Origin of the sequence: Micromonospora sp. NBC_01740 (genome assembly GCF_035920365.1) — a bacterium.
Taxonomy (GTDB): Bacteria; Actinomycetota; Actinomycetes; order Mycobacteriales; family Micromonosporaceae; genus Micromonospora; species Micromonospora reichwaldensis.
Genome location: NZ_CP109150.1, coordinates 3740549 through 3762591 on the forward strand (window position 1 = coordinate 3740549; position 22043 = coordinate 3762591).

The following is a 22043-nucleotide window of genomic DNA, read 5'->3' on the forward strand; positions in this document are numbered from 1 at the left end:
GACCGGCGTCAGGGCAGGCGGCGGACGAGGACCTGCCCGGGCCACGGGTCGCGGCCCGGGCGCTCGACCGTGAACAGGTCGGTGGCGGTGAAGCCCTGCCGCTCGTACCACCGGACCAGCGCGCCGTCGTCGCCCGCGTAGCAGTCCACCCGCAGCAGGCCGAGCCCGCGCTCCCGGGCCAGCTCCGCGGCGTGCGCCAGCAGCCGGCCGCCGATGCCCGACCCGGCGTGTGCGCGGTCGGTGACCAGCAGGTTCACGTACAGCTCGGGTTCGGTGGCGGGTGGCACGTACTCGGTCGCCGTCCCGACCACCAGTGCGCCGACCGGTCGGTCGTCGAGCGTCGCCAGCCACAGCCCGCCGCCGCTCGTCCAGGCCTCGGCCTGTGCGACCCGCCGCGGGTCGGTCGAGGCCGCCTCGGTGCCCCACTGGCCGGTGCGACCCCGCGCCGCCAGCCAGGCGGTGGCGTCGTCGAGCAGCCGCAGCACGGCGGGCGCGTCGGTCGGGCCGCCGGGACGCAGACCCAGGCTCCGCTGGTCGCTCATGACGGACATGCTGCTACAACCAGGTGTCTCGACGCGAGCAGGTTGGACTGGACGTCGGCCCTCGACGCCGCGAGCCCCGGCCAGGGAGGCGGTCTCCCCGCGCTCGTGCTGTCGAGCTGATGTCGTGGACGATTCACCGCTCCGGGCGCCAGCTACGCCGGGAGGTCATGGCGTCCCGCCCGAGTCGCCGGAGCTGGCGGTGCCCATCGTGCTGGGATCCCCGCCGTACCCTTCGCCGCGGAGGCTGCCCCGCCCACGGCGCCGTCCGTCCCGGCGGGACTGCCGGATGGCCCTGCGCGCCGCCGTCAACGCCGCGTCCCGCCCGTCGGGCGGCGACGCCCGCTGCCTGCTCAGCGGCAGCACGACCAGGATGAGGGCGACGACCGTCGCCGCGATCCCGGTCAGGATCCACCCCGTTGCATCCATGGCCATGATGGTAGGCGGGCTCCGCCAGGCTCTGGGCCGGCTGATCGTGGTCAGGGCGCCGCTGGCCGCCGGGCCTCGGTGAGCGCGACGAGCCGCTCGGTGTTCAGGCAGGAGGTCAGGCAGCGTTCCTTGGCGTCGCTGGTGAACCGGGCGGTCCAGTCCGTGAAGCCGCCGTCGCCGAGTTCGACCTCGTCGGCGCCGTCGCCGGCGGTGATCCGCAGCGCCGCGTCGACGTAGTAGCCCCGGCCGCGTCGGCGCTCCGGTTCGTCCACCAGCGGTACGCCCGCCGGGCCCAGCGTCGGCCGGACGGTGTCGGCGATCCGTTCCCCGACCACGGGGCTGTCCAGCAACGTCAGGCGCACCCGGGCCGCCGCCGACGGCGGCAGCAGGGTGGCGAGCACCGTGCGCCAGTACGCCAGGTGCAGGGTGAGCAGCCGTGCCTCGGTGCGCCCCGAGCCGGTGTCGCGGGCGCTGGAGACCAGCGTGAAGAGCCGGAAGTGCGCCGACCAGGTCGGCCCGAAGTCCTGCGCCCGCAGCACCCGGTGGCAGGCGGCCAGGTGCACGGTGCCGCCGGCCGGCTGTTCCCGGCGGCGCACCGCGGCCTCGATCGCGAGCGCGTTGGTGGGGTCGCTGAGCACCTCGGTGGCGCGGAAGGTGGTGACGATGCGGTTCTGGCTCATCGGCGTGACGACCGAGCAGGTGCCGATCGGCGCGACGGGGGAGAGGTCGACGCCGGCGAACTCCGCCGGGAGTAGTTCCCACAGGCGGGCCTCGACGGCGGCCAGCGCGCGGGGGTCGGCCGCCGCCGGCCGGGTGAAGCGGTCCGTGCGCCAGCGGCGGACCAGGTCCGCCGGGCGTACCGCCGCCGCCCGGTCCCGGGCCACCGCCAGCAGCAGCGTGCGCAGGTCCGCCGGGCTCAGGCCGGCCAGGGCGCTCCGGGTGTCGTCCGGCAGTCGCGACCAGACCCGCCGCTCCGCGTCGTCCATGCCGGCAACCCTGTCGTACGCCCCGCCTGCCGTCCACCGGATTCGGCGGCTGCCGGCCGCACGGCCCGCGTCGCGGCCGGACCCGGTGGTGGCCTCCCCCGGGGACCCGGGGGAGGCCGTTACGCGGGCGACGCGCTCGTCACCTGGGACGATTCGGGCCGGTGCGGCCGAGGCGACGGATCGCCTGGGCGCGCACCGGACCACGGGTCGGTCAGGAGAGCGCGCAGGCCGCGCCGTTGACGGTGATCAGGCCGGGCGCCGGGTTGGCGCCGCCGCCGGTCACCGCGTTGAAGCCGAAGGTGACGGTGCCGCCCGGGGCGATCCTGGCGTTGTACGACTCGTTCTTCGCGGTGACCGTGGCCCCCGCCTGGGTCGCCTTCGCCAGCCACGCCTCGCGTACCTTCTGGTCGCCGGTGAAGGCGAAGCGGGCCGCCCAGCCGTCGATCGCGCTGGTGCCGGTGTTGCGGATGGTCACCTGGGCGGTGAACCCGGTGCCGCCCTGCCAGGCGCCGTAGTTGGTGTACGTGGCGGAGCAGGTGGGCGCCGGCACCGCCTTCGAGTCGCCCTGGTCGGCCAGGAACGAGGCGATCCAGGCCAGCGCCGAGTTCCAGTTGATGGCCACCTCGTTGGTCGCGTACGAGTTGATGTCGTCGACGTAGCAGAACATCGGCTTGCAGCCGGCGAGCAGCTTGGCGGCGAACGGGTCCTGGAGGGCGGCGTTCGGGCCGCCGGCCAGCGAGCCGGCGGGCGGCTTCGGCAGGTCCGGGTCGAGCTGGTGGCCGAAGATCCGGCTGTGCTGGTTCTCCGCCGCGTGCTCGCCCCACCCGGTCACGTACGAGATGTTCAGCGCGTTGCGGCCGAGGACGTAGTCCATCGCCTGCACCGCGCCGTCGCGGTACTTCGCGTCGCGGGTCAGGTCGAAGGCGGTGGCCAGCACGACCGCGTTGTTGATGAGGTTGCCGTTGCCGCCCCAGAAGTAGCTGTCCGGGTCGCCGGGCATCGGCAGCCCGTACGCCTGCCGGGCCGCCTCGGCGAGGTGGGCGTCGGCGGCGCCGGTGACGGAGGCGCGGACGCGGGCCAGGTCGGCGGCCGGCAGTCCGTTCGGCACGGTGGCCAGGTCGAGCCGGCCCAGCGCCGCGACGCCCTGCCAGCCGAAGCCGCGCGGGTCGAACACGTTCCCGGTGTGGTGCGGCGACGCGGTCAGGTCCGCCAGGTACGGCTGCTCCCCGGTGGTCAGGAAGAGCTCGGCGGCGGCCCAGTAGAACTCGTCGGTGACGTTCGTGTCGTCGTACGCGCCGCCGCCGGTGCTGTCGGCGGGGCTGGCGTACCGCGTCGGGTTGGCCTTCGCCGCGGCGTAGGCCGTCTTTGCCGCCGTGCCGCAGCGCGTCGCGAAGGCCGCGTCGTAGGGGGCGAAGAGCCGCGCGCACTGGGCGGCGACGGCGGCCAGGTTGAGGGTGGCGGCGGTCGACGGCGGGTGCAGCTCGCGCTGCTCGGGGTCGTCGTGCGGGGCGAGCGGCAGCCCGGTCCAGTTCCGGTCGTGGATCTTGTGGTGGGCCATTCCGGCGAGCGGCTTGCCGGCCGGCACCTGCATGCGCAGCAGGAACTCCAGCTCCCAGCGGGCCTCGTCGAGCACGTCCGGTACGCCGTTGCCGCGCTCGGGCACCCGCAGCGTGCTGTCGCCGAGGGCCGCGCCGTGCCCGGCGGTGGCGGCCGTGCGGGTCCGCTCGAAGGTGTTCAGCAGCTGGTAGGTGGCGATGCCGCCGTTGACCACGTACTTGCCGTGGTCGCCGGCGTCGTACCAGCCGCCGCGCACGTCGAGGGAGTAGTCGCAGACGCCCGGCTGGCAGGGCACGGAGGTGTCGCCCTTGTTGGGCGCGACGCCGAGGTGCCCGGCCGGGCGGGCGTACTCCGCGCCGATCAGGTCGCCGTCGATGGCGATGCCGCTGCGCTGGGCGTAGAAGAACTGGAGGGAGTCGGCGCGCAGCCGGTCGTAGAGGGTGCCCGAGATGTCGAAGGGGTGGCTGGTCTCGCCGTCGACGGTCAGGGTCAGCCCCGCCCCCGGGGTCCGGTACGACGAGAAGTCGAGCGTCTGCACGTTCTGCCCGGAGGCGGCGTCGACGCCGCGCGGGGTGGTGCTGCCGCTGGCCAGGACGGTGCCGGCGGCCGACTTGAGCTGCCAGGGCAGGGCGTCGGTCGCCGACGTGACCACTGTGGCGTTCTTCGGTCCGCCGGGCAGGTAGCCGACCTGGTTGACCCGCACCCGTGGCCCGGTGTCGGGCACGTACGGCGCGGGCGGGTCGCCGCCGCGCAGCGAGACGTCGTCGAGGCAGACGGTCTGCTCGGCCGCGTTGCCGCCGACCTGGAAGATCAGTTGGGCGGCGGGGTTCGCCTCGGGCACCGTGAACGTCTTCTCGAACCGCTGGGCGGTGCCGCTGGCGGTGGCGTCGACGCTGGCGTACGTGGTGTAGGGGGCGGTGCCCAGTTGCAGGACGGCCTTGACGGCGGTGCCGGGGGTGGCGGAGACGTCGAAGCCGAGCGTGTACTCGGCCCCGGCGACCAGCGGCACGCCGTCCTGGCCGATGCCGGCGTCCCACGGGTTGGCCAGGCCGCCGGGCACGGTGGCGCAGAGCCGGCCGTCGGTGACCGCGAGCGGGCCGGTGCCGTAGGAGAACCAGGGGGACACGCCGGCGCTGAAGTCGCCGTTGTCGATCTGCTCGGGGGCGTCGGGGGGCGGTTCGGCGTGGGCGGTGCCGGCGGTGGCTCCGGTCAGGGCGATGGCGGTCGCGGTCGCGAGCAGTGCGAGGCGACGTCGGGATGGCGTCACGGGTGTTCCTTCCGGACGACTGCGGGGACGGGGGATGGCGGTGGCAACCTGGGAGCGCTCCCAGACCCTGTCGATGGTTCCAGTGCCGCCGGCACCCTGTCAATCGATCCGGCTGGATGGCGTGGACCCGCCCGACGGGCCCCCGGGACAGTGAGATTCACCGCGCGACGCGCCGAGGTCCTGATCTCCTAGAGACAACTGAGCCCTCCGCCTGGCAGGCTGCCACCCATGACCCTGAAGCTGCGCTCCGTGGGAACGAGCGACCGTGGGCTGATCCGCAGCGGAAACCAGGACGCCCTGCACGCCGGCACCTGGCTCGTCGCCGTCGCCGACGGCATGGGCGGGATGGCGGCTGGCGACCTGGCCAGCGCGATCGCCATCGACGCGGTCGCTCCGCTGGACGTGGAGACCCCGGAGCACGCGCTGGTAGCCGCACTGCAGAGCGGCATCCAGCTCGCCACCGAGCGGATCCACCAGGCGGTCGCCGAGGATCCGGAACGCCAGGGCATGGGCACCACGCTGACCGCCCTGCTCTTCGCCCGGACGGGCAGCTGCCTGGCCCTCGCCCACGTCGGCGACTCCCGCGCCTACCTGTTCCGCGAAGGCGTGCTCAAGCAGATCACCCGGGACGACACGTTCGTGCAGATGCTCGTCGACCAGGGGGTGATCACCGCCGACCAGGCCAGCAGCCACCCACGCCGGGCCGTGGTCACCCAGGCGTTGCAGGGCGAGGAGGTCTCCCCCTCGTACGCGACGATGGTGCCGTGGGCCGGGGACCGCTGGCTGCTGTGCAGCGACGGGCTGTCCAACGTCGTGCGCCCGGACACCCTCGCCGAGGTGCTCGCCGAGCACCCCGACCGCGCGGACTGCGCCCGCCGGTTGATCGACCTGGCGCTGCGCGCCGGCGGGCCGGACAACGTCACGGTGGTCGTCGCCGACGTCGTGCAGGAGTGAGCGAGCGTCGCGAGCGAACCAGCCGGTTCAGCGCTCTGGAGCCTCGTGACGACATGAGCCCGTTCAGCGCCGGCGCGGGGTGGCGTGCCGGGTGGGCGGGGCCGTGGTCGGGTCCTCCGGCCACGGGTGGCGCGGGTAGCGCCCGCGCAGCTCCCCGCGTACCTGCGGATAGCCGGTGCGCCAGAAGGAGGCCAGGTCGGCGGTGACCGCCACCGGCCGCCCGGCCGGCGAGAGCAGGTGCAGCAGCACCGGCACCCGGCCGTCGGCGATGCGCGGCGCGTCCCGCCAGCCGAAGGTCTCCTGAAGCTTCACCGCGAGCACCGGCGCCGCCGGGTCGGCGTAGTCGAGCCGGATCCGCGATCCGCTCGGCACCGCGATCCGCTCGGGCGCCACCTCGTCCAGCCGCGCCGCCAGCGCCCACGGCAGCAGCCGGCGCAGCGCCCCGGCCACGTCGAGGCGGGCCAGATCGGCGCGGCGGCGGGCGCGGGCCAGCTCCGGGCCCAGCCAGGCGGGCGCGTCGGCGAGCAGCGCCTCGTCGCCCACGTCGGGCCAGTCGCCGCCGAGCGACTGCCGACAGAACGCCAGCCGCTCGCGCAGCGCCCGCGCCGCCGGGGTCCAGGTCAGCAGACCGAGGCCGGTACGACGCAGGCCGGTCAGCAGGGCCCCCGCCACCTCCGCCGGGTCGGGCCGGGCGATCGGCCGCTCGACCAGCTCGATCGCGCCCAGCCGCAGCACCTCCCGGGCCACCACGTCCTCGCCGGCCCAGCCGACCTCCCGCTCGGTGCGCAGCAGCGGCCCGCCCGCCTCCCGGGCGGTCGCCTCGTCGAGCGGGGTGGCCAGCCGCACCCGGGCGGTCGGCGCGCCGGGGGAGCGGTCCGCCACCGCGACCGCCAGCCAGTCGGCGCCGGCCAGCCCCGACCCGGGCGACAGCTCCGCCGCGGTCCCGCCGCTCATCAGGTACGCCGAGCCGCCCGGCCGCCGCACCCGGGCCAGCCGCTCCGGGTGGGCCAGCCCGACCAGCAGCCCGGCGGCCAGGTCGTCGGTCAACCGGCCCGCGTCGCCGGCCCGTGCGGGGTCGCCGGCTGACCTCGCCCGGCCGGGGCCTCCCGCCGTTGCGTCAGAAGCAAGGGGCGGGCGGCCCCGGTCAGGCCGTCGCGACTGCGCGTCGGGCAGGGCGGCGCGCAGTCGGCGTACCTCCGAACGCCAGCGGGCGGTGGCGCCCGGGTCCGCGCCCGCGCGTAGCCGGCGCCACGCGGCGGTCAGGTCGTCGCCCGGCCCGGCGGCGGTGTCCTCGGCGAGCAGCGCCACGACCTCCGCCGCCCGGTCCGCCCCCACCCGGGCGGCCCCGTCGAGCAGCGCCCGGGCCAGCCGGGGATGCGCCCCGACCGCGGCGATCGCCCGGCCCCGGTCGGTTATCCGCCCGTCGGCGTCGAGCGCGCCGAGGGTGGTGAGGGTGTCGCGGGCCACCGTCATCGACGCCGCCGGGGGCGGGTCGGGCAGGGCCAGCCCGGCGCCGTCCGGCGAACCCCAGGCGGCCAGCTCCAGGGCGAAGCCGGTCAGGTCGGCGGTCGCTATCTCCGGCTCCGGCTGCGCGGCCAGCCGCTCGTGGGTCGCCGCCGACCAGCAGCGGTAGACGTGCCCGGGCGCCTCCCGGCCCGCGCGGCCGGCCCGCTGGGTGGCCGCCGCCCGGGACACGCCGACGGTGACCAGGGCGCCCAGGCCCCGGGCCAGGTCCATCCGGGCGACCCGGGACAGCCCGGCGTCCACCACCACCCGGACGCCCGGCACGGTCAGGCTGCTCTCCGCCACCGCCGTCGCCAGCACCACCCGCCGCCGGTCGGCCGGGCGCAGCGCCGCGTCCTGGTCGGCGCCGCGCTGCCGGCCGTGCAGCGGCAGGACGGCGACCGCGTCGCGCAGGTCGGCCAGCCGGCCCGCGACGGCACCGATCTCGCCGGCACCGGGCAGGAAGACCAGCACGTCACCGTCGCACTCGCGCAGGGCCCGGCGCACCGTCGCCGCGACGTGGTCGAGCAGGCCCCGGTCGACCGGGCCGGCCCCCGGCGCGGCCACCGGCCGGGGCGGCGGCGCCCAGATCCGGGTCACCGGGTGCAGGGCCGAGGACGCCCGGACGATCGGCGCGGGAGCGCCACCGCCGCCGAGCAGCGCGGCGAAGCGGTCCGCCTCGGGGGTGGCCGACATCGCCAGCAGCCAGAGGTCGGGGCGCAGCGCGGCCCGGGCCTCCACCGCGAACGCGAGCGCGAGGTCGGCGTCGAGCTGCCGCTCGTGGCACTCGTCGAGCAGCACGGCGCCGGTGCCGGCCAGCTCGGGATCGCGGTGCAGCCGCCGCACCAGCAGCCCGGTGGTGACCACCTCGACGCGGGTCCGCGGTCCGCTGCGGCGCTCGCCGCGCACCGCGTACCCGATCCGCTCGCCGAGCGGTTCGCCGAGCAGCGCGGCCATCCGGCGGGCCGCCGCGCGGGCCGCCACCCGGCGCGGCTGGGCGACCAGCACGCGACCGGGGACCTCGTCGGCCACGGCCAGCGGGGCGAGGGTCGTCTTGCCGGTGCCGGGCGGGGCGACCAGCACCCCGGCGCCGGCGCCGCGCAGCGCCGCGACCAGCTCCGGCAGCACCGGGCGTACGGGCAGGTCGAGGGGTACGTCCGAGAGCACGGCCCAGTCTCGCACCGCCCGGGGAGAGGCTCAGCCGGGGCGTACCCCGTCGACGCCGGTGACGAAGGCGCGCCAGGCCGACGCCGGGAAGGCCAGCACGGGGCCGGGCCGGTCCTTGCTGTCCCGGACGGCGATCCGGTCCCCGGCGGCGGCGACCTCCACGCAGTTGCCGTTGCCCACGCTGCGGCTGCTGGTGCGCCACTGGGCGCGGGTCAGGTCGAGCGCGCTCATCGCGGTACCCCCGTCTGTGCCGGCGCGCCGCGTCAACGGTCACGCAAAGTGACGAGAAGCTTCCGTCAGGCGGGTCAGGGACGCCTCCGGACCGAGTGCCATCCGGCACATCTCCTCGTGCACAAGGCTATACCCGCGCACCTGTCCGGCCTCCTCCAGAGCCAGCCCCATCGTGAGGTTTTCCAGGTAAACCACGGCCGCGTCGGCGGTGTCGGCGAACGTCAGCACGACGTACGGCGCGTTCATCGCCGGATGCCCGCCGGCGGAGAACGGAAGTACCTGGAGGGTCACGTTCGGTAGTTGAGAGACCTTCGCGAGGTGGGCCATCTGGTCGGCCATCACGGCGTTGCCGCCGACCGGGCGGCAGAGCACCGCCTCGTTGAGCACCACGGACAGCTCGACCGGATTGTCGCGGTGCAGCACGTTCTGCCGATGCAGCCGCGCGGCGACCTTGCGCTCGATCCCGTCCTCGCCCGCGGTGCGCCGGAAGACCTCCCGCGCGTACGCCTCGGTCTGCAACAGCCCGGGCACCGCCTCGACCTCGTATGTGCGCAGGCTCGCCGCCTCCGCCTCCAGCCCGACGTAGAACTCGAACCACTCCGGCAGGACGTCGCTGTACTTCTGCCACCAGCCGCGCTGCTGCGCCCCGCGGGCGATCTCGATGAGCGCCTCGGCGTCGGCCCCGGTCACCTCGTACAGCGCCAGGGCGGCCCGGACGTCGCGCGGCTTGATGCCGATCTGGGCGTTCTCGATGCGGGAGAGGTTGCTCTTGGACATGTCCAGTTGCCGGGCGGCGACGTCCAGGGTCATGCCCGCGCGCTCGCGCAACTGGCGGAGTTCCCGGGCGATACGGCGGCGGCGGACGGTGGGGCTCGCGGTCACCCTCCGAGTCTGTCACGGCAAGATCCGCAGGTGGGGCCAGCACGGAGTGCAACTTCCATAAACGGGAGTTGCGTTGCAGTCACGGCCGGTGCATCCTTGCCCGGTTGCGATCACTGTGGACAACCCGTGCGGGAGGACCGGTTGCTCATCGCCGACGAGTTCTTCCTGATCACCCACAACGACAGTCGGGGCAAGGCGAAGCTGCACCCGACGGCGACCGGTCTCGGCCTCGCCGCAGGGCTGCTCGGTGAACTGGTCCTACGTGGACACGCCACCGTCTCCGCCGGGCTCGTCACGGTGCTCGACCGTCGCCCGCCGGCGGACGCGCTGGCGCACACCGTGCTGGACCAGCTGGTCGGTGAGACGCAGCAGCATCCGGTGCGTACCTGGCTGAGCTTCCTGGCGCAGACCGCCACCACCTCGGTGGGCGAGCGGCTGGTCAGAGCGGGGGTGCTGCGCCGGCAGGAGACCCGGCGGCTGCTGCGCACCACCGTCAGCTACCTGCCGATCGACCTCAACGCGGTGGCCTGGCCGGCCACCCGGCTGCGCGCCCTGCTCGACCGGCCGGAACCGCCGAGCGTGCCCGACGGGACGCTGCTGGGTCTGGTCGTCGCCGCCGGGCTGAGCCGCGAGGTGCTGTGGAGCGCCAGCCCCCGGGCACACCACCGGCTGGGCGTGCTCATCCCGGCGCTGCCCCCGCCACTGCGGGAACTCGTGGCGCACACCGAGGCCGCCGTCGGCGCCGCCGTGCTGCGCGGCGTCGGCTGACGCCCTCCACCCCTCCCTCCCCTCGAACCGGAGTCCGCGTATGTCGACACCAACGCTCGACCGACCGAGCAACGTCTCCGAGGCCCTGGCCCGCGGCCGGCTCGGTGTGCCGTCGGTGATCTTCTTCGTCCTCTCCGCCGCCGCCCCGCTGACCGTCGTGGCCGGCGTCGTCACCACCGGCTACGGGGTCGTCGGGGTGCTCGGCATCCCGCTGGCCTTCCTGACGGTGGCCGCGGTGCTCGCCCTCTTCTCCATCGGATACGTGGCGATGGCCCGGCGGATGGCCAACGCCGGCGCGTTCTACGCCTACGTCGCCCGCGGGCTGGGCCGACCGGCCGGCGTCGGCGCCGCCTGGGTGGCGCTGATCGCGTACAACGCCCTCCAGGTGGGGCTCTACGGCACCATCGGCGCCGCCGCGGAACCGGTGCTGGGCCGCCTGTTCGGGGTGGCCCCGGCGTGGTGGGTGGTGGCGCTGGTCGCCTGGGCGACGGTCGGCGTGCTCGGTCTGCTCCGCATCGACCTGAACGGCCTGGTGCTCGCGGCGCTGCTGGTCGCCGAGATGGTGGTGATCGTGGTCTTCGACCTCGGGCAGCTGACCCACCCGGCCGGCGGCGACGTCAGCTTCGCCGCACTGTCACCGGAGAACCTCGTCGTGCCCGGCGCCGGCGCGGTGCTGGTGCTGGCCATCCTGGGCTTCGTGGGCTTCGAGTCCGCCGTGGTGTTCAGCGAGGAGAGCAAGGACCCGCGGCGGACGGTGCGGTTGGCCACCTATCTCTCCATCGCCATCATCGCGGGGATCTACGCGCTGTCGTCGTGGAGCATGACCGTCGCCGTCGGGCCGGACCGGATCGCCGCCGAGGCTGGCGAGCAGAGCATCGGACTCATCTTCAACCTGGCCGAGGCGCACCTCGGGGGCACCGCCGTCACCATCGGTCAGGCGCTCTTCCTGACCTCGGTGCTCGCCGCGATGATCTCCTTCCACAACACCACCGCCCGGTACACGTTCGCGCTCGGCCGGGAGCGGGTGCTGCCGGCCGTGTTCGGGCAGACCTCGCCGCGCACCGGCTCGCCCCGGGCCGCCTCCCTCGCGCAGAGCGCGCTCGGCCTCGTGGTGATCCTGCTCTACGCCCTCAACGGCTGGGACCCGGTGGTGCAGCTGTTCTACTGGGTCGGCACCGCCGGCGGCTTCGGGGTGCTGCTGCTGATCGCCACCACCTCGGTCGCGGTGATCGCCTTCTTCGCCCGCAACGGAGTCAACGAGACGCTGTGGCGGCGCGCGGTCGCCCCCGGACTCGCCGCCGTGGCCCTGGCCGTGATCGTCCTGCTTGCGGTGGTCAACTTCGCCGACCTGCTCGGGGTGGCCCCGGACTCGCCCCTGCGCTGGGCGGTCCCGGCGGTCTACCCGGTCGCCGCGCTGCTCGGCCTGCTGTGGGCGCTGGTGCTGCGCGGCAGCCGCCCCGACACGTACGCCCGGATCGGTCTGGGCGCGGAGAGCGTGGCGGTGACGGCGCCGCCGCCGGCCGGGCACCTCGGCGGGCCCGTCCCGAGCGGGACGGCGGCGCGGCGGTGAGCGAGGTACGCATCGAGCGGCTCGGGCCGCGGGAGACGTCGCTGGTGGCCGGCCGGATCGCCGAGGCGTTCATGGCCCTCGACGCGCCCCGTTGGCTGGTGCCCGACGCCGCGCGGCGGCAGTCCGTGCTGGCCGGCAACTTCGCGATCCTGGTGGACCACGCGATGCGGTACGGCCTCGTCCACGCGACCGCGGACCGGGCGGGGGTCGCGGTCTGGTTCCCCTCGGTGGGCGACCCGGCCCCGCCGCCGGAGGACTACGACGCCCGGCTGGCCGCGGCCTGCGGGGAGTGGACCGACCGGTTCGCCCACCTGGACAAGCTCTTCGAGGCCCACCACCCGCACCCCGACCACCACCACCTGGCGTTCCTCGCCGTCGCACCGGACCGGCAGGGACAGGGGCTGGGCAGCGCGCTGCTGCGGCACCACCACGCCGTCCTCGACGCCGAGGGGGTGCCCGGTTACCTGGAGGCGGCCAGCGAGACCGGCCGCGACCTGTACGCGCGGCACGGCTACCAGGTCGCCGAGCCCTTCCACCTGCCCGACGGCACGCCGTTCTGGCCGATGTGGCGGGAGCCCAGCCGCGCGGCGACGGCGGCCGGGCAGCCCGCCTGAACGACGGCGCCCGGTGCCACCAGCCCGAGCGGCGACGCCCGGGTCACCCCCCGCGAGAGGGTGACCCGGGCGTCGTGCCGCCGTGGCGAGGCACCCGCCCCGGACACGACGATGGCCGGGCCCGCCGGCCCGGCCATCGCCCACCACCCCTAGTACGTGCCGTCGAGCTGCCCCCGCAGCTTGGTCAGCGCGCGGGCCAGCAGCCGGGACACGTGCATCTGCGAGACGCCGATCTGATCGGCGATCTGCGACTGCGTCAGGTTGCCGTAGAACCGCAGCGTGAGGATCTTCTGCTCCCGCTCGTCGAGCGTGGCCAGCGCCGGGCCGAGGGCGACCCGCAGCTCGGCCAGCTCGAACTCGCCGTCCACTCCGCCGAGCATGTCGCCCAGCTCGGTCGCGCGGTCGCCGTCGCCGGTCGGGGTCGAGAGCGAGACCGCGTTGTAGGCGCGGGCGCCCTCCAGGCCCTCCAGCACCTCTTCCTCGGTGAGCTTGAGGTGGGCGGCGATGTCGGCCACCGTGGGCGAACGGCCCAGGGTCTGCAACAGCGAGCTGTTGGCGTCGGAGATGGCCAGCCGCAGCTCCTGGAGCCGGCGGGGGACCCGGATGTCCCAGGTGCGGTCGCGGAAGTGCCGCTTGAGCTCCCCGATGATGGTGGGGATCGCGTAGCCGGCGAAGTCGACGCCGCGGGACGGGTCGAACTTGTCGATCGCCTTGATCAGGCCGACCGCGGCGGTCTGGGCCAGGTCGTCGGTGGGCTCGCCCCGGCCGCTGTAGCGGTGCGCGAGGTGGTTGGCGAGCGGCAGCCAGGCCTCGATCGCCTTGTCGCGCAGGGCGGCGCGGGACGGGTGGCCGGCCGGCAGCGCGGCCATCGCGTTGAGCAGGTCCGCGGCGCTGTCGGTGAGCGCACGCGGGTCGAGCTTCTGGGCGGTGCTCGGCGCTGTCGTGGCCGCCGGCTCGCTGATCGTTGGCGCGGTCATGGGTGGTCCTCCCTGCACCTCGTCCGCGGATGAAAGACGTGACGCTTAGGTTTAAGTTCAGATGTCCGTTCGGGAGTCACCTTAGCCCGATCGGTATGACGAAATCTAGCCGAAAGTACGATGTACTTAAGTAATTTTCCGGCACGGACGGCGTGAATCGGGCGAAGCGGCCTCGGATTGTGGGCTGGCTTACGTCGGGCGTACGGTCAGCCGGCCCCGCCGGACATCGACGATGTCGCATCCGGGCGGCCCGGACCGGCCGGCCGAGCGGTCACGGTCACCCCGGATGACCGGCGCCGATTGTCGGCTTTCCGTCGTTGTCCCGTCCACGAGACGGGCCGTAGCGTGCGGGTACCCGCCCCGCTCCGGAGGTGCCGTGCTCGACCCCGCCGCCCCCCATCTCGTCGTCAACAGCCGCACGCTCTTCTTCGGCTGGCTGCCGGCGGACCCGGACGCGGTCGCGGCGCTGGTGCCGGCCGGGCTGCGCCCGTCGGCCGACCGCCTGGTCTTCATGAACCAGTACGTGGTCGACGACGAGTGCCAGACCTCCGGCTTCGGCGCGTACTCGCTGACCTACCTCGGGGTGGCGCTGGCAGGGGTGGACGCGCCGGGCGGGATCAACCCCGGCGGCTGGTGGACGGACTACGTGACCTGTAGCGCACGGGTCCGCGCCTACGCCGCCGCGCGGGGGGCGCCCGCCGTCGTGGGCCGGACCCGCATCGAGCACCACGACGGGGAGATCGTCGCCGAGACGGAGATCGACGGCGTACCGGTGATCCGCGCCCGCTGCCTGGTGGGCGAGACGGGCCGGGCGATCAGCAGCGGTCACCACCGCTACTTCACGGCGCGCGACGGGCAACTGCTCAGCGCCGTCTACCCGTACGTCGCCGAACCGGTCGATCCGTTCGTGATCGAGTCGGTGGAGTTCCTGGAGCCGGCCCACCCGATCTACGCGCTCCGCCCGGAGAACCCGCTGACCATCGGCTTCGGCTTCTACTCCCCGCGCGCCTCGTTCGCCTATCCCGGTGGGCTGACGGTGCACACCGCCGACGCCGGCCCCGTCGGGGCCGAGCCCGCCCGCAGCCGGGCCGACGCCCTCTTCGTGCCCGTCTGACGGTCAGCCCCGTGCCGGGCCGGAGCGCTCACCACGTGCCCGCCCGCCGGGCCCGCAGCGGCCGGCCGTCCGGGTCGTAGACCAGCCGGTACGCCGGCAGCGCCCAGGCCCGGGTGTACCAGGGCAGCCGTTCCGCCCGGTGCGGCAGCAGCCGGCCCGGGGGCCGGGGACCGGCCTGCCCGTCGTCGTACCACCGTTGCAGCGCGTCGGCGGCGGCCCTGATCGCCGTTACGGCGTCGGCCGGGTCGATCAGGTCGGCGTCCTCGCCGCCGTCGGGGTCGCGGTCCAGGTGCTCGCGCCACAGCCGCAGCCGCAGGTCCCGGGCGAAGACCCGGGCGCCGTCGCCGAGGCCGGCCGGGTCGGTCGGCGCCCGGTCGTCCCGGGTGCCGTCCAGCACCGCGCAGGACAGCTCGCTGTCGTGCGTCCAGGACCGGCGGTTGAAGTTGTCGCTGCCCACGCTGGCCCACACGTCGTCGACCACGCAGACCTTGGCGTGCACGTAGACCGGGGTGCCGGCGTGGTTCTCCACGTCGAGCACGTGCACCCGCTCGGGGGCCGCCCGCTCGCAGAGCGACAGCGCCTGCTCGCGGCCCACCATGTTGGGCGGCAGCGCCAGCCGGCCGTCCACGTCCGGGAACCGGGGGACCACGGCGACCAGGTGCAGGTCGGGATTCTCCCGCAGCGCCCGGGCGAACAGGTCGGCCACCTCGCTGGACCACAGGTACTGGTCCTCCAGGTAGATCAGCCGCCGGGCCCGCCGGACCGCCTTGGTGTAGCCGCGGGCCACCGTGCGCTCGCCGTCGGGGGCGAAGGAGTAGCGGGGCCGGACCGCCGGGTAGGTGCGGAGCACCTGGACGTCGTGCGGGCCGCAGGGCGGCGGGTCGGCCGGCTGCGGCGGCAACGGGTCGGGCCGTAGGTCCGCGCCGCGCAGCCGGTCGCGCAGGTAGGCGAGGGGGTTCTCCGAGTCCAGCGGCATCGGGTCGGTCCAGCGCTCCCGGAAGGTGGTGTCCAGCGCGCCCACCACCGGCCCCCGCACCGCGAGCTGCACGTCGTGCCAGGGCGGGTGGTCGCCGTAGCGGGCGGACATCTGCACCGCCTGCGGGTCGCCCCGGTGCGCGGCGTCGTCGCGGCGGCTGTGGCACAGGTCGATCCCGCCGGCGAAGGCGACGTCCCGTTCCGGCGCGCGCAGGTGCCGCAGCACCACCAGCTTCTGGTGGTGCGAGCCGCCCCGGCGGACCCGCTGGTCGAGCAGCACCTCGCCGCCGGCGGCGGAGACCGTCTCGCTCAGGTTGCGGTTCTCCGCCTCGCTGTAGGCCAGGAGGTCGAGGTGGGAGCGCCAGATCAGGCCCTTGACCACCACGCCCCGCTGCGCGGCGCGCGCGAAGAGCTGCGCCACGGTCGGCCCGTCCGGGCGCAACCGCTGGTCCGGGTCACCCCGCCAGTCGGTGAAGAAGAGGTGGTCGCCGGCCTCCAGCGCCTGCACCTCGTCGACCAGCCGGTCGAAGTACGCGGTTCCGTGAATTAACGGCTCGGCGAGGTTTCCGCTGCTCCAGACGGGTAACTCTGACACCGGGTTGGCGCGTTCGGCTGCGCTCAGGAACCAGTTGCGCGGTGCCACCGTTCCAGCCCCCCGAGGTCGACAACGTCCTCACGGTAGGACCCGTGTCGCGGGTCCGCATCCCGGCCGGCACTCCGGTGACCGGTCGGACGGCCCCCGACAGCCCGCCCGATCACGACGCGAACACCGAGGAGGCAACACCATGCCCGGCGAGACGACGAACCCCGTGACCGAGTACCGCGAGCAGGCGGTCGAAAGCGAGCGGGGCGCGCTGGTGACGGTGTTGCTCATGGTGATCCTGGGAGTCGCGGGCATCTTCGCCGTCTCCTGACGCGCCGGTGGGCGCCACGTCCCGACGCGCCGGTGGGCGCCACGTCCCGACGCGCCGGTGGGCGCCACCCGGCCGTGCCGGGGGCGCCCACCACCCGCGCGTGGGATCAGGGCCTCGGGGCCTGGCCGTCGGTGTGCGGCAGCCGCTCGGCGGGAACGACACCGAGCCGGCCGGCCTTGAAGTCCTCGAACGCCTGGAGCAGCTCGTCGCGGGTGTTCATGACGAACGGGCCGTAGTGCGCCACCGGCTCCCGGATCGGCTCGCCGCCCATGATGTAGAGGTCCAGCGTCGGGGTGTGGCCGTCCTGGCTGGCGTCCGCGGTGAAGGTCAGCGCGTCGCCGGGGCCGTGCACGGCGAGCTGCCCCGTGTGCACCGGCCGCCCGTCGGTGCCCACCGTGCCCCGTCCGCCCAGCACGTACACCAGGGCGTTGAAGTCCGGCCGCCACGGCAGGTCGACGCGGGCACCCGGCTGCACGGTGACGTGCGTGATGGTGATCGGGGTGTGGGTGGAGCCCGGCCCCCGGTGCCCGGCGATCTCGCCGGCGATCACCCGGATCAGCGCGCCGCCGTCGGGCGTGGTCAGCAGGGCCGCCTCGCGACCCCGGATGTCCTGGTAGCGGGGCGGGTTCATCTTCGCGGCCCGGGGCAGGTTGACCCAGAGCTGGGTGCCGTGGAACAACCCGCCACTCATGACGAGGTGCTCCGGCGGCGCCTCGATGTGCAGCAGGCCGCTCGCGGCCGTCATCCACTGGGTGTCGCCGTTGGTGATCGTGCCGCCGCCGCCCTGCGAGTCCTGGTGGTCCATGATCCCGTCGATCATGTAGGTCACCGTCTCGAAGCCGCGGTGCGGATGCCAGGCCGTGCCCTTCGGCTCGCCCGGGGCGTAGTCCACCTCGCCCATCTGGTCCAGGTGGATGAACGGGTCCAACTCGCTCACCGGCACGCCGGCGAACGCCCGGCGGACCGGGAAGCCCTCGCCCTCGTAGCCGCTGGGCGCGGTGGTCAGCCGGCGGACCGGGCGGAACGCGGTGGACTCGTCGAGCCTGGGCAGGCGGGGCAGGACGAGCACGTTGTCGACGGTGATGGCGGGCATCGGGGGCTCCTCAGCTGTGCGGGTGGGCGGTCGACGCGTCGCGGTCCGCGCGCAGGCGCCGGCCGAGTCGCTCGAAGATCCGGGTGAGGCAGGCGACCTCGGCGTCGTCGAGGTCGTCCATCAGGTGGGCGCGCACCGACCGCAGGTGGTGCGGGGCGGCCTCGCGCAGGGCCAGCAGCCCGGCGGCGGTGAGCACGGCCTCGCTGCCGCGGCGGTCGTCGGGACAGGACTCCCGGGCGACCAGGCCGCGCCGCTGCATGGTGGTGATCTGGTACGTCAGCCGGCTGGGCGAGAAGACCAGGCGGCTCGCCAGCTCGCCCATCCGCAGCCGCTGGCCCGGCGCCTCGGAGAGCAGGACGAGCACGTGGTAGTCGGCGAAGGTGAGCGCGCTCTCGGCGCGCAGGTCGTCCTCCAGCCGTGTGTAGAGCCGCTGGCTGGCCTCGATGTAGGCGCGCCAGGCGGCGAGTCGGGTGCTGTCCAGGCTCTCGGTCACGCCATGACAGTAGCACTATTTCAAAATTTAACTAGTGTCCTGTGGGCGCGGTCACCCGCGACGCGGCGATTCCGTTCAGCTTTGAAGGGGGTACCCGGACCGGGGCGGGGCCGCCGCCGACCCGGACCGGCCGGCGCCGGCGTCCGCCCGGGGCGGACGCCGACGTCCGGACGACGGGCCCGGGGCGGTCGCGGCCGGCGGACGCCACCGGCGTGGGCCTCAGCGGGCGGGCGGTGCGGCCGCCATGTGCATCCGGCCGAGCAGCTGACGCGCCTGCTCGGCGAACTGGGCGTCCACGAGGACGGCGTACTGGCCGGCGCGCAGCGAGCTGGCCGAGGTGAAGTCGCGCCGCCCGCCGGTCATCGCGTGCGCGACCGCGCCGAACACCGCTCCCCAGATCGCGCCGACGACGAGCCCGACCAGGATCGCCGCGACCCAGTTGCCGGCGGTGAAGATGCCGAACAGCAGCCCGATGAAGAGTCCGAACCAGGCCCCCGTGCCGGCACCCGCCAGGGCCGCCCGCCCCGTCGTCATCCGGCCGAGCACGGTCTCGACCAGGGTGAGGTTCGTGCCGACGATGGCGCTGTGTTCGACCGGGAACCGGTTGTCCGCCAGGTAGTCGACGACCCGCTGGGCGGACGGATAGTCCGGATACGAGCCGATCGTCACGGTGGGCGGACCGGTCTGTGGGCCGTGCCCGTCGTGACCGGGGCCGCTCGGGCGGCCGGCCGGACCGGACGGGAGGGTGTCGCCGCCCGGCATCCCGGGCCGCCATGCCGAGGTGGGACTCGACGGTGTGGTCATGAGTTCCTCCTTCGTCACCGCCCGCGTTCCCGCCGCCGTCGCGAGGTAACGCTCAGCGGGCGGCGGCGCGCAGGTACGCGGCGGTGGCCTCGTCGGCGGGGAAGAAGGACTCGATGGAGAGCTCCTCGACCGTCACGTCCAGCGGGGTGCCGAAGGTCGAGACGGTGCTGAGGAAGGCCAGCTCGCCGCCCGGGTGACGCAGTCGCAGGGGCACGACCACGTCCCCGGCGCGGGGCAGGCCCGCCTCCGGGTCGGCCGGCCCGCCCGGGTAGCCGCGCAGTTCGTCGTGCAGCGCGCCCAGTTCGGGATCGTCGGTCAGCGCCAGGTGCCGGCGCAGCCGCCCGAGCAGGTGGGCCCGCCACTCGCCGAGGTTGGCGATCCGGGGCGCCATGCCCTCGGGGTGCAGCGTCAGCCGCAGCGCGTTGGCCGGCGGACGGAGCAGGTGCGCGGCGACACCCTCCGTGAGCAGCGGCAGGGTGGCGTTGCCGGCCACCAGGTTCCAGCGCCGGTCCACCGCGACGGCCGGGTACGGCTCGTGCGCCCGCAGGACCCGGCGTACCGCGTCGAGGACCCGTCGCAGCTCGGGGGAGTCCAGCGGGGCGTGGGAGTAGACGGGGGCGTACCCGGCGGCCAGCAGCAGCCGGTTGCGGTCACGCAGCGGCACGTCGAGGTGCTCGGCCAACCGCAGGACCATCTCCCGGCTCGGCGCGGAGCGCCCGGTCTCCACGAAGCTGAGGTGCCGGGTGGAGATCTCCGCCCCGACCGCGAGGGCGAGCTGGCTGAGCCCGCGCCGTCTGCGCCACTGCCGCAGCAGCGCCCCGACCGGCGCCCGCCGCTCCTCCACCGCCACGGCCACGCCCACGCGCCGATTCTAGGCCGCGCCGCATGGAACGGCCCCGGGCCTCGCCCGCCCCGTGCGGGACGGGCGAGGCGCGGCGGTCAGGAGCAGGCGGTGCCGTTGAGGGTGAACCCGGTCGGGGTGGGCAGGGCGCCGCCCGGCCAGGTGCCCTGGAACCCGAGCGAGACCGTGCCGCCCGTGGGCAGGCCGGCGTTCCAGGCGGCGTTGCGCACGGTGATCCGGTCGCCCGACTGGGTCCAGTCGCCGTTCCAGCCGTTGGTCAGCCGGACCCCGGCGCCGGGGGCGAACGTGAGTGTCCAGCCGGTGAGCGCGGCGCCGTGGTTGGTCACCCGCAGCTCGGCGGTGAAGCCACCGGACCACGAGTTCGGGGTGTACGACACCGTGCAGCCGCCGGTCGGCGGGGGAGTGCTCGGCGGGGGCGTCGTGGGCGGGGCGGTGGTCGGGGGCGCCGTCGTGGGCGGGGCGGTGGTCGGCGGGGCGGTGGTGGGGGCCGGGCCGGCGGCCAGGGCCATGTCGTACGCCCGCTGCGGCACGAACTGGCCGGCCGGCGCGATGCAGCCGTCGGCCTCGCCGGGCAGCTTCACCCACAGGTACGCGTCGATGGCGGAGTCGCCGGTGGCGGTGGTGCTCGGGGTGCCGATGGCCCGCCCGGCCGGATCGCACCACTCGGAGCCGGCCGGCCCGTTGCCGTTGCGGCTGGTGTCGACGACCGCCTTGAGCCGGGACAGCCCGGTCGCCGCGATCACGGCCTTGGCGTAGGCGACCTCGTCGGCGGTGCGCCGGTAGTTGGAGACGTTGAGCGAGATGCCGTCCGCGCTGTTGGCGACGTCCGCGCCGAGCAGCCGGGAGGCGGCCTCGCCGGGGGCGAGCCACGCGGAGTGCCCGATGTCGAAGTAGACCTTCGCGGCGGCCGAGCCCGCCTTGAGCTTCCTGCCGGCGTACGCCATGGAGGCCTTCGTCTCGGCCTGCTGGGCCGCGTTCTGGCAGCTGGTCATCAGCGGCAGCACGTCGGGTTCCAGGACGATGGTCGCCGGCCGTCCGGCCAGGCCGGCCGCGACCTGGTCGACCCACTGCCGGTACGTGGCGTGGTCGGGCGCGCCGCCGCCGCTCGCGCCGCTGCAGTCCCGGTTCGGGATGTTGTAGACGACCAGGATCGGCACCTTGCCGGCGGCCGCCGCCGCGCCGACCAGGGCGTCGACCTCGGACCGTACGGTCGAGGTGTTGGTCCGGGTGAACCACCGGCCCTGGGGAACGTTCGCGATCCGGCCGGATATCACGGCGGCCCGGGGGTCGCCGGGGTTGGCGGCGACCCAGGCCGCCGCGGCCGTCGCCGGGTCGACGTAGAACGCCGAGTCGGCGGCGACCGCGGCGGGTGCGCGGACGATGCCGACGGTCACGGTGGCGGCGACGGTGAGCGCCGCCGCGGCGCTCAGCGCGGCGAGTGCGGGTCTGCTTCTCACGGGATCTCCCATCCATCGAGGAGCACCGCTGGAAGCGCTCCCATGCATCGCCGTCAAACTACGTGTTGATTGCGGCGATGTGAAGGGTCCGCGTCGAGGTCGCGACTTTCGGGGCGGCGGGCCGGCCGCGGCGCGAGGTCCGCGGGGAGAATGGCGGGATGCGCCTGGTGATCACCGCCGACACCCACGTGCCGAAGCGGGCCCGGGACCTGCCGGAGCCCCTCTGGGCGGCGGTCGGCGCCGCCGACGTGGTGCTGCACGCGGGGGACTGGGTCGACGAGGCGCTGCTGGACGCCCTCGCCGCCCGGGCCCGCCGCCTCGTCGGGGTGTACGGCAACAACGACGGGCCGGCGCTGCGCGCCCGGCTGCCGGAGGTCGCCCGGGTGGAACTCGACGGGCTGCGGATCGCCGTCGTGCACGAGACCGGCCCGAAGACCGGGCGGGAGAGCCGCTGCGCGGCCCGCTTCCCCGACACCGACGTGCTGATCTTCGGCCACTCGCACATCCCCTGGGACACGGTCGCCCCGGGTGGCCCGCGGCTGCTCAACCCCGGCTCGCCCACCGACCGGCGGGCCCAGCCGTACGCCACGTACCTGACGGCGCGGGTGGCGGCGGGACGGCTCGACGAGGTCGAACTGCACCGCCTGCCACCGCGCCGCCCGCCCGGTCACTGACCGCGGCCGGTCTCCTCCTGGAGCTGGTCGATCCGCTTGGAGGCCTCGGCCTTCGTCAGACCCTCCGGCGGCTCCTCGCCGGCCTCCCGGGCCAGGGTCGCCAGGTAGGACTCCTGGGCGGCGGTCGGCGGCTCCTCGCCGGTGACCCACTCGTCCGGGTCCTTGATGGCGCTCTGCGGGTCGGCCTGGCTGCTGCTGCGGTCCGTCATGGTC

General features: G+C 75.0%; 22 protein-coding genes. 7 read left to right on the top strand and 15 right to left on the bottom strand.

Going from position 1 to position 22043, the window contains the following annotated elements; all coding sequences use genetic code 11:
• Positions 1-8 precede the first annotated feature (8 nt).
• The 4 genes from OG989_RS17380 to OG989_RS17395 form a co-directional block, all read right to left on the bottom strand.
• Positions 9-542, bottom strand: coding sequence for a GNAT family N-acetyltransferase (locus OG989_RS17380; protein ID WP_327027607.1), 534 nt, complete (start codon positions 540-542; stop codon positions 9-11).
• A 165-nt stretch (positions 543-707) separates the two neighbouring features.
• A complete protein-coding gene (locus OG989_RS17385) occupies positions 708-968 on the bottom strand; it encodes a hypothetical protein (RefSeq protein ID WP_327027608.1) in 261 nt (86 codons plus the stop codon).
• 50 nt (positions 969-1018) lie between these two features.
• A complete protein-coding gene (locus OG989_RS17390; RefSeq protein ID WP_327027610.1) occupies positions 1019-1954 on the bottom strand; it encodes a hypothetical protein in 936 nt (311 codons plus the stop codon).
• Between the two features lie 211 nt (positions 1955-2165).
• On the bottom strand, positions 2166-4778 hold the full coding sequence (locus OG989_RS17395) for a glycoside hydrolase family 9 protein (RefSeq protein ID WP_327027611.1): 2613 nt from the start codon (positions 4776-4778) through the stop codon (positions 2166-2168).
• A 228-nt stretch (positions 4779-5006) separates the two neighbouring features.
• On the opposite strand from OG989_RS17395, the gene OG989_RS17400 reads away from it, so the two are divergent.
• The gene (locus OG989_RS17400) at positions 5007-5732 is read left to right on the top strand and encodes a PP2C family protein-serine/threonine phosphatase (RefSeq protein WP_151456716.1); all 726 of its coding nucleotides are present in this window, start codon (positions 5007-5009) and stop codon (positions 5730-5732) included.
• A 63-nt stretch (positions 5733-5795) separates the two neighbouring features.
• On the opposite strand, the gene hrpB is transcribed toward OG989_RS17400, so the two are convergent.
• From hrpB to OG989_RS17415, 3 genes are read right to left on the bottom strand one after another with little or no spacing between them, the layout of a single operon-like run.
• The gene (hrpB, locus tag OG989_RS17405; RefSeq protein WP_327031187.1) at positions 5796-8402 is read right to left on the bottom strand and encodes an ATP-dependent helicase HrpB; all 2607 of its coding nucleotides are present in this window, start codon (positions 8400-8402) and stop codon (positions 5796-5798) included.
• A 30-nt stretch (positions 8403-8432) separates the two neighbouring features.
• Positions 8433-8633, bottom strand: a complete 201-nt coding sequence (locus tag OG989_RS17410) for a DUF397 domain-containing protein (RefSeq protein WP_132235920.1) — start codon at positions 8631-8633, stop codon at positions 8433-8435.
• A 39-nt stretch (positions 8634-8672) separates the two neighbouring features.
• Positions 8673-9515: a helix-turn-helix domain-containing protein gene (locus OG989_RS17415; RefSeq protein ID WP_151456261.1), complete on the bottom strand. Its 843-nt coding sequence runs from the start codon at positions 9513-9515 to the stop codon at positions 8673-8675.
• A 126-nt stretch (positions 9516-9641) separates the two neighbouring features.
• On the opposite strand from OG989_RS17415, the gene OG989_RS17420 reads away from it, so the two are divergent.
• From OG989_RS17420 to OG989_RS17430, 3 genes are read left to right on the top strand one after another with little or no spacing between them, the layout of a single operon-like run.
• Positions 9642-10283 carry a GOLPH3/VPS74 family protein gene (locus OG989_RS17420; RefSeq protein ID WP_327027613.1) on the top strand — a complete coding sequence of 214 codons (642 nt, stop codon included), beginning with the start codon at positions 9642-9644 and terminating at the stop codon, positions 10281-10283.
• Positions 10284-10323: 40 nt separating this feature from the next.
• Positions 10324-11853 carry an APC family permease gene (locus OG989_RS17425; RefSeq protein ID WP_327027615.1) on the top strand — a complete coding sequence of 510 codons (1530 nt, stop codon included), beginning with the start codon at positions 10324-10326 and terminating at the stop codon, positions 11851-11853.
• Positions 11850-12467: a GNAT family N-acetyltransferase gene (locus OG989_RS17430; protein ID WP_327027616.1), complete on the top strand. Its 618-nt coding sequence runs from the start codon at positions 11850-11852 to the stop codon at positions 12465-12467. The genes OG989_RS17425 and OG989_RS17430 overlap by 4 nt, the downstream gene beginning before the upstream one ends.
• Before the next feature lie 149 nt (positions 12468-12616).
• Here the strand turns inward: OG989_RS17430 and OG989_RS17435 are convergent, their stop codons facing one another.
• Positions 12617-13444, bottom strand: coding sequence for a SigB/SigF/SigG family RNA polymerase sigma factor (locus tag OG989_RS17435; RefSeq protein ID WP_151456265.1), 828 nt, complete (start codon positions 13442-13444; stop codon positions 12617-12619).
• Between the two features lie 376 nt (positions 13445-13820).
• Here OG989_RS17435 and OG989_RS17440 point away from each other — a divergent pair, with 376 nt between their 5' ends.
• Complete coding sequence (locus tag OG989_RS17440; protein ID WP_225852381.1) at positions 13821-14558, top strand: hypothetical protein; 738 nt, start codon at positions 13821-13823, stop codon at positions 14556-14558.
• A 28-nt stretch (positions 14559-14586) separates the two neighbouring features.
• Here OG989_RS17440 and OG989_RS17445 read toward each other — a convergent pair whose 3' ends face one another.
• Positions 14587-16176: a phospholipase D family protein gene (locus OG989_RS17445; protein ID WP_327027617.1), complete on the bottom strand. Its 1590-nt coding sequence runs from the start codon at positions 16174-16176 to the stop codon at positions 14587-14589.
• Between the two features lie 142 nt (positions 16177-16318).
• Between OG989_RS17445 and OG989_RS17450 the strand changes: the two genes are divergently transcribed.
• A complete protein-coding gene (locus OG989_RS17450) occupies positions 16319-16447 on the top strand; it encodes a hypothetical protein (protein WP_255474758.1) in 129 nt (42 codons plus the stop codon).
• Positions 16448-16553: 106 nt separating this feature from the next.
• On the opposite strand, the gene OG989_RS17455 is transcribed toward OG989_RS17450, so the two are convergent.
• The 5 genes from OG989_RS17455 to OG989_RS17475 all read right to left on the bottom strand — a co-directional run bounded on the left by OG989_RS17455 (position 16554) and on the right by OG989_RS17475 (position 21156).
• Complete coding sequence (locus OG989_RS17455) at positions 16554-17540, bottom strand: pirin family protein (RefSeq protein WP_151456267.1); 987 nt, start codon at positions 17538-17540, stop codon at positions 16554-16556.
• A gap of 10 nt (positions 17541-17550) precedes the next feature.
• Entirely contained in the window at positions 17551-18033 is a 483-nt protein-coding gene (locus OG989_RS17460; RefSeq protein WP_151456268.1) for a MarR family winged helix-turn-helix transcriptional regulator, read from the bottom strand.
• 219 nt (positions 18034-18252) lie between these two features.
• A complete protein-coding gene (locus OG989_RS17465; protein WP_151456269.1) occupies positions 18253-18837 on the bottom strand; it encodes a general stress protein in 585 nt (194 codons plus the stop codon).
• A 52-nt stretch (positions 18838-18889) separates the two neighbouring features.
• A complete protein-coding gene (locus OG989_RS17470; protein WP_327027621.1) occupies positions 18890-19699 on the bottom strand; it encodes a helix-turn-helix domain-containing protein in 810 nt (269 codons plus the stop codon).
• 77 nt (positions 19700-19776) lie between these two features.
• Positions 19777-21156, bottom strand: coding sequence for a glycoside hydrolase family 6 protein (locus OG989_RS17475; protein ID WP_327027622.1), 1380 nt, complete (start codon positions 21154-21156; stop codon positions 19777-19779).
• A gap of 158 nt (positions 21157-21314) precedes the next feature.
• Here OG989_RS17475 and OG989_RS17480 point away from each other — a divergent pair, with 158 nt between their 5' ends.
• The gene (locus tag OG989_RS17480) at positions 21315-21830 is read left to right on the top strand and encodes a metallophosphoesterase family protein (RefSeq protein WP_327027623.1); all 516 of its coding nucleotides are present in this window, start codon (positions 21315-21317) and stop codon (positions 21828-21830) included.
• Here OG989_RS17480 and OG989_RS17485 read toward each other — a convergent pair.
• Positions 21824-22039, bottom strand: a complete 216-nt coding sequence (locus OG989_RS17485; RefSeq protein ID WP_327027624.1) for a DUF3072 domain-containing protein — start codon at positions 22037-22039, stop codon at positions 21824-21826. The two genes, OG989_RS17480 and OG989_RS17485, sit on opposite strands and share 7 nt — an antisense overlap.
• Between the last annotated feature and the right edge of the window lie 4 nt (positions 22040-22043).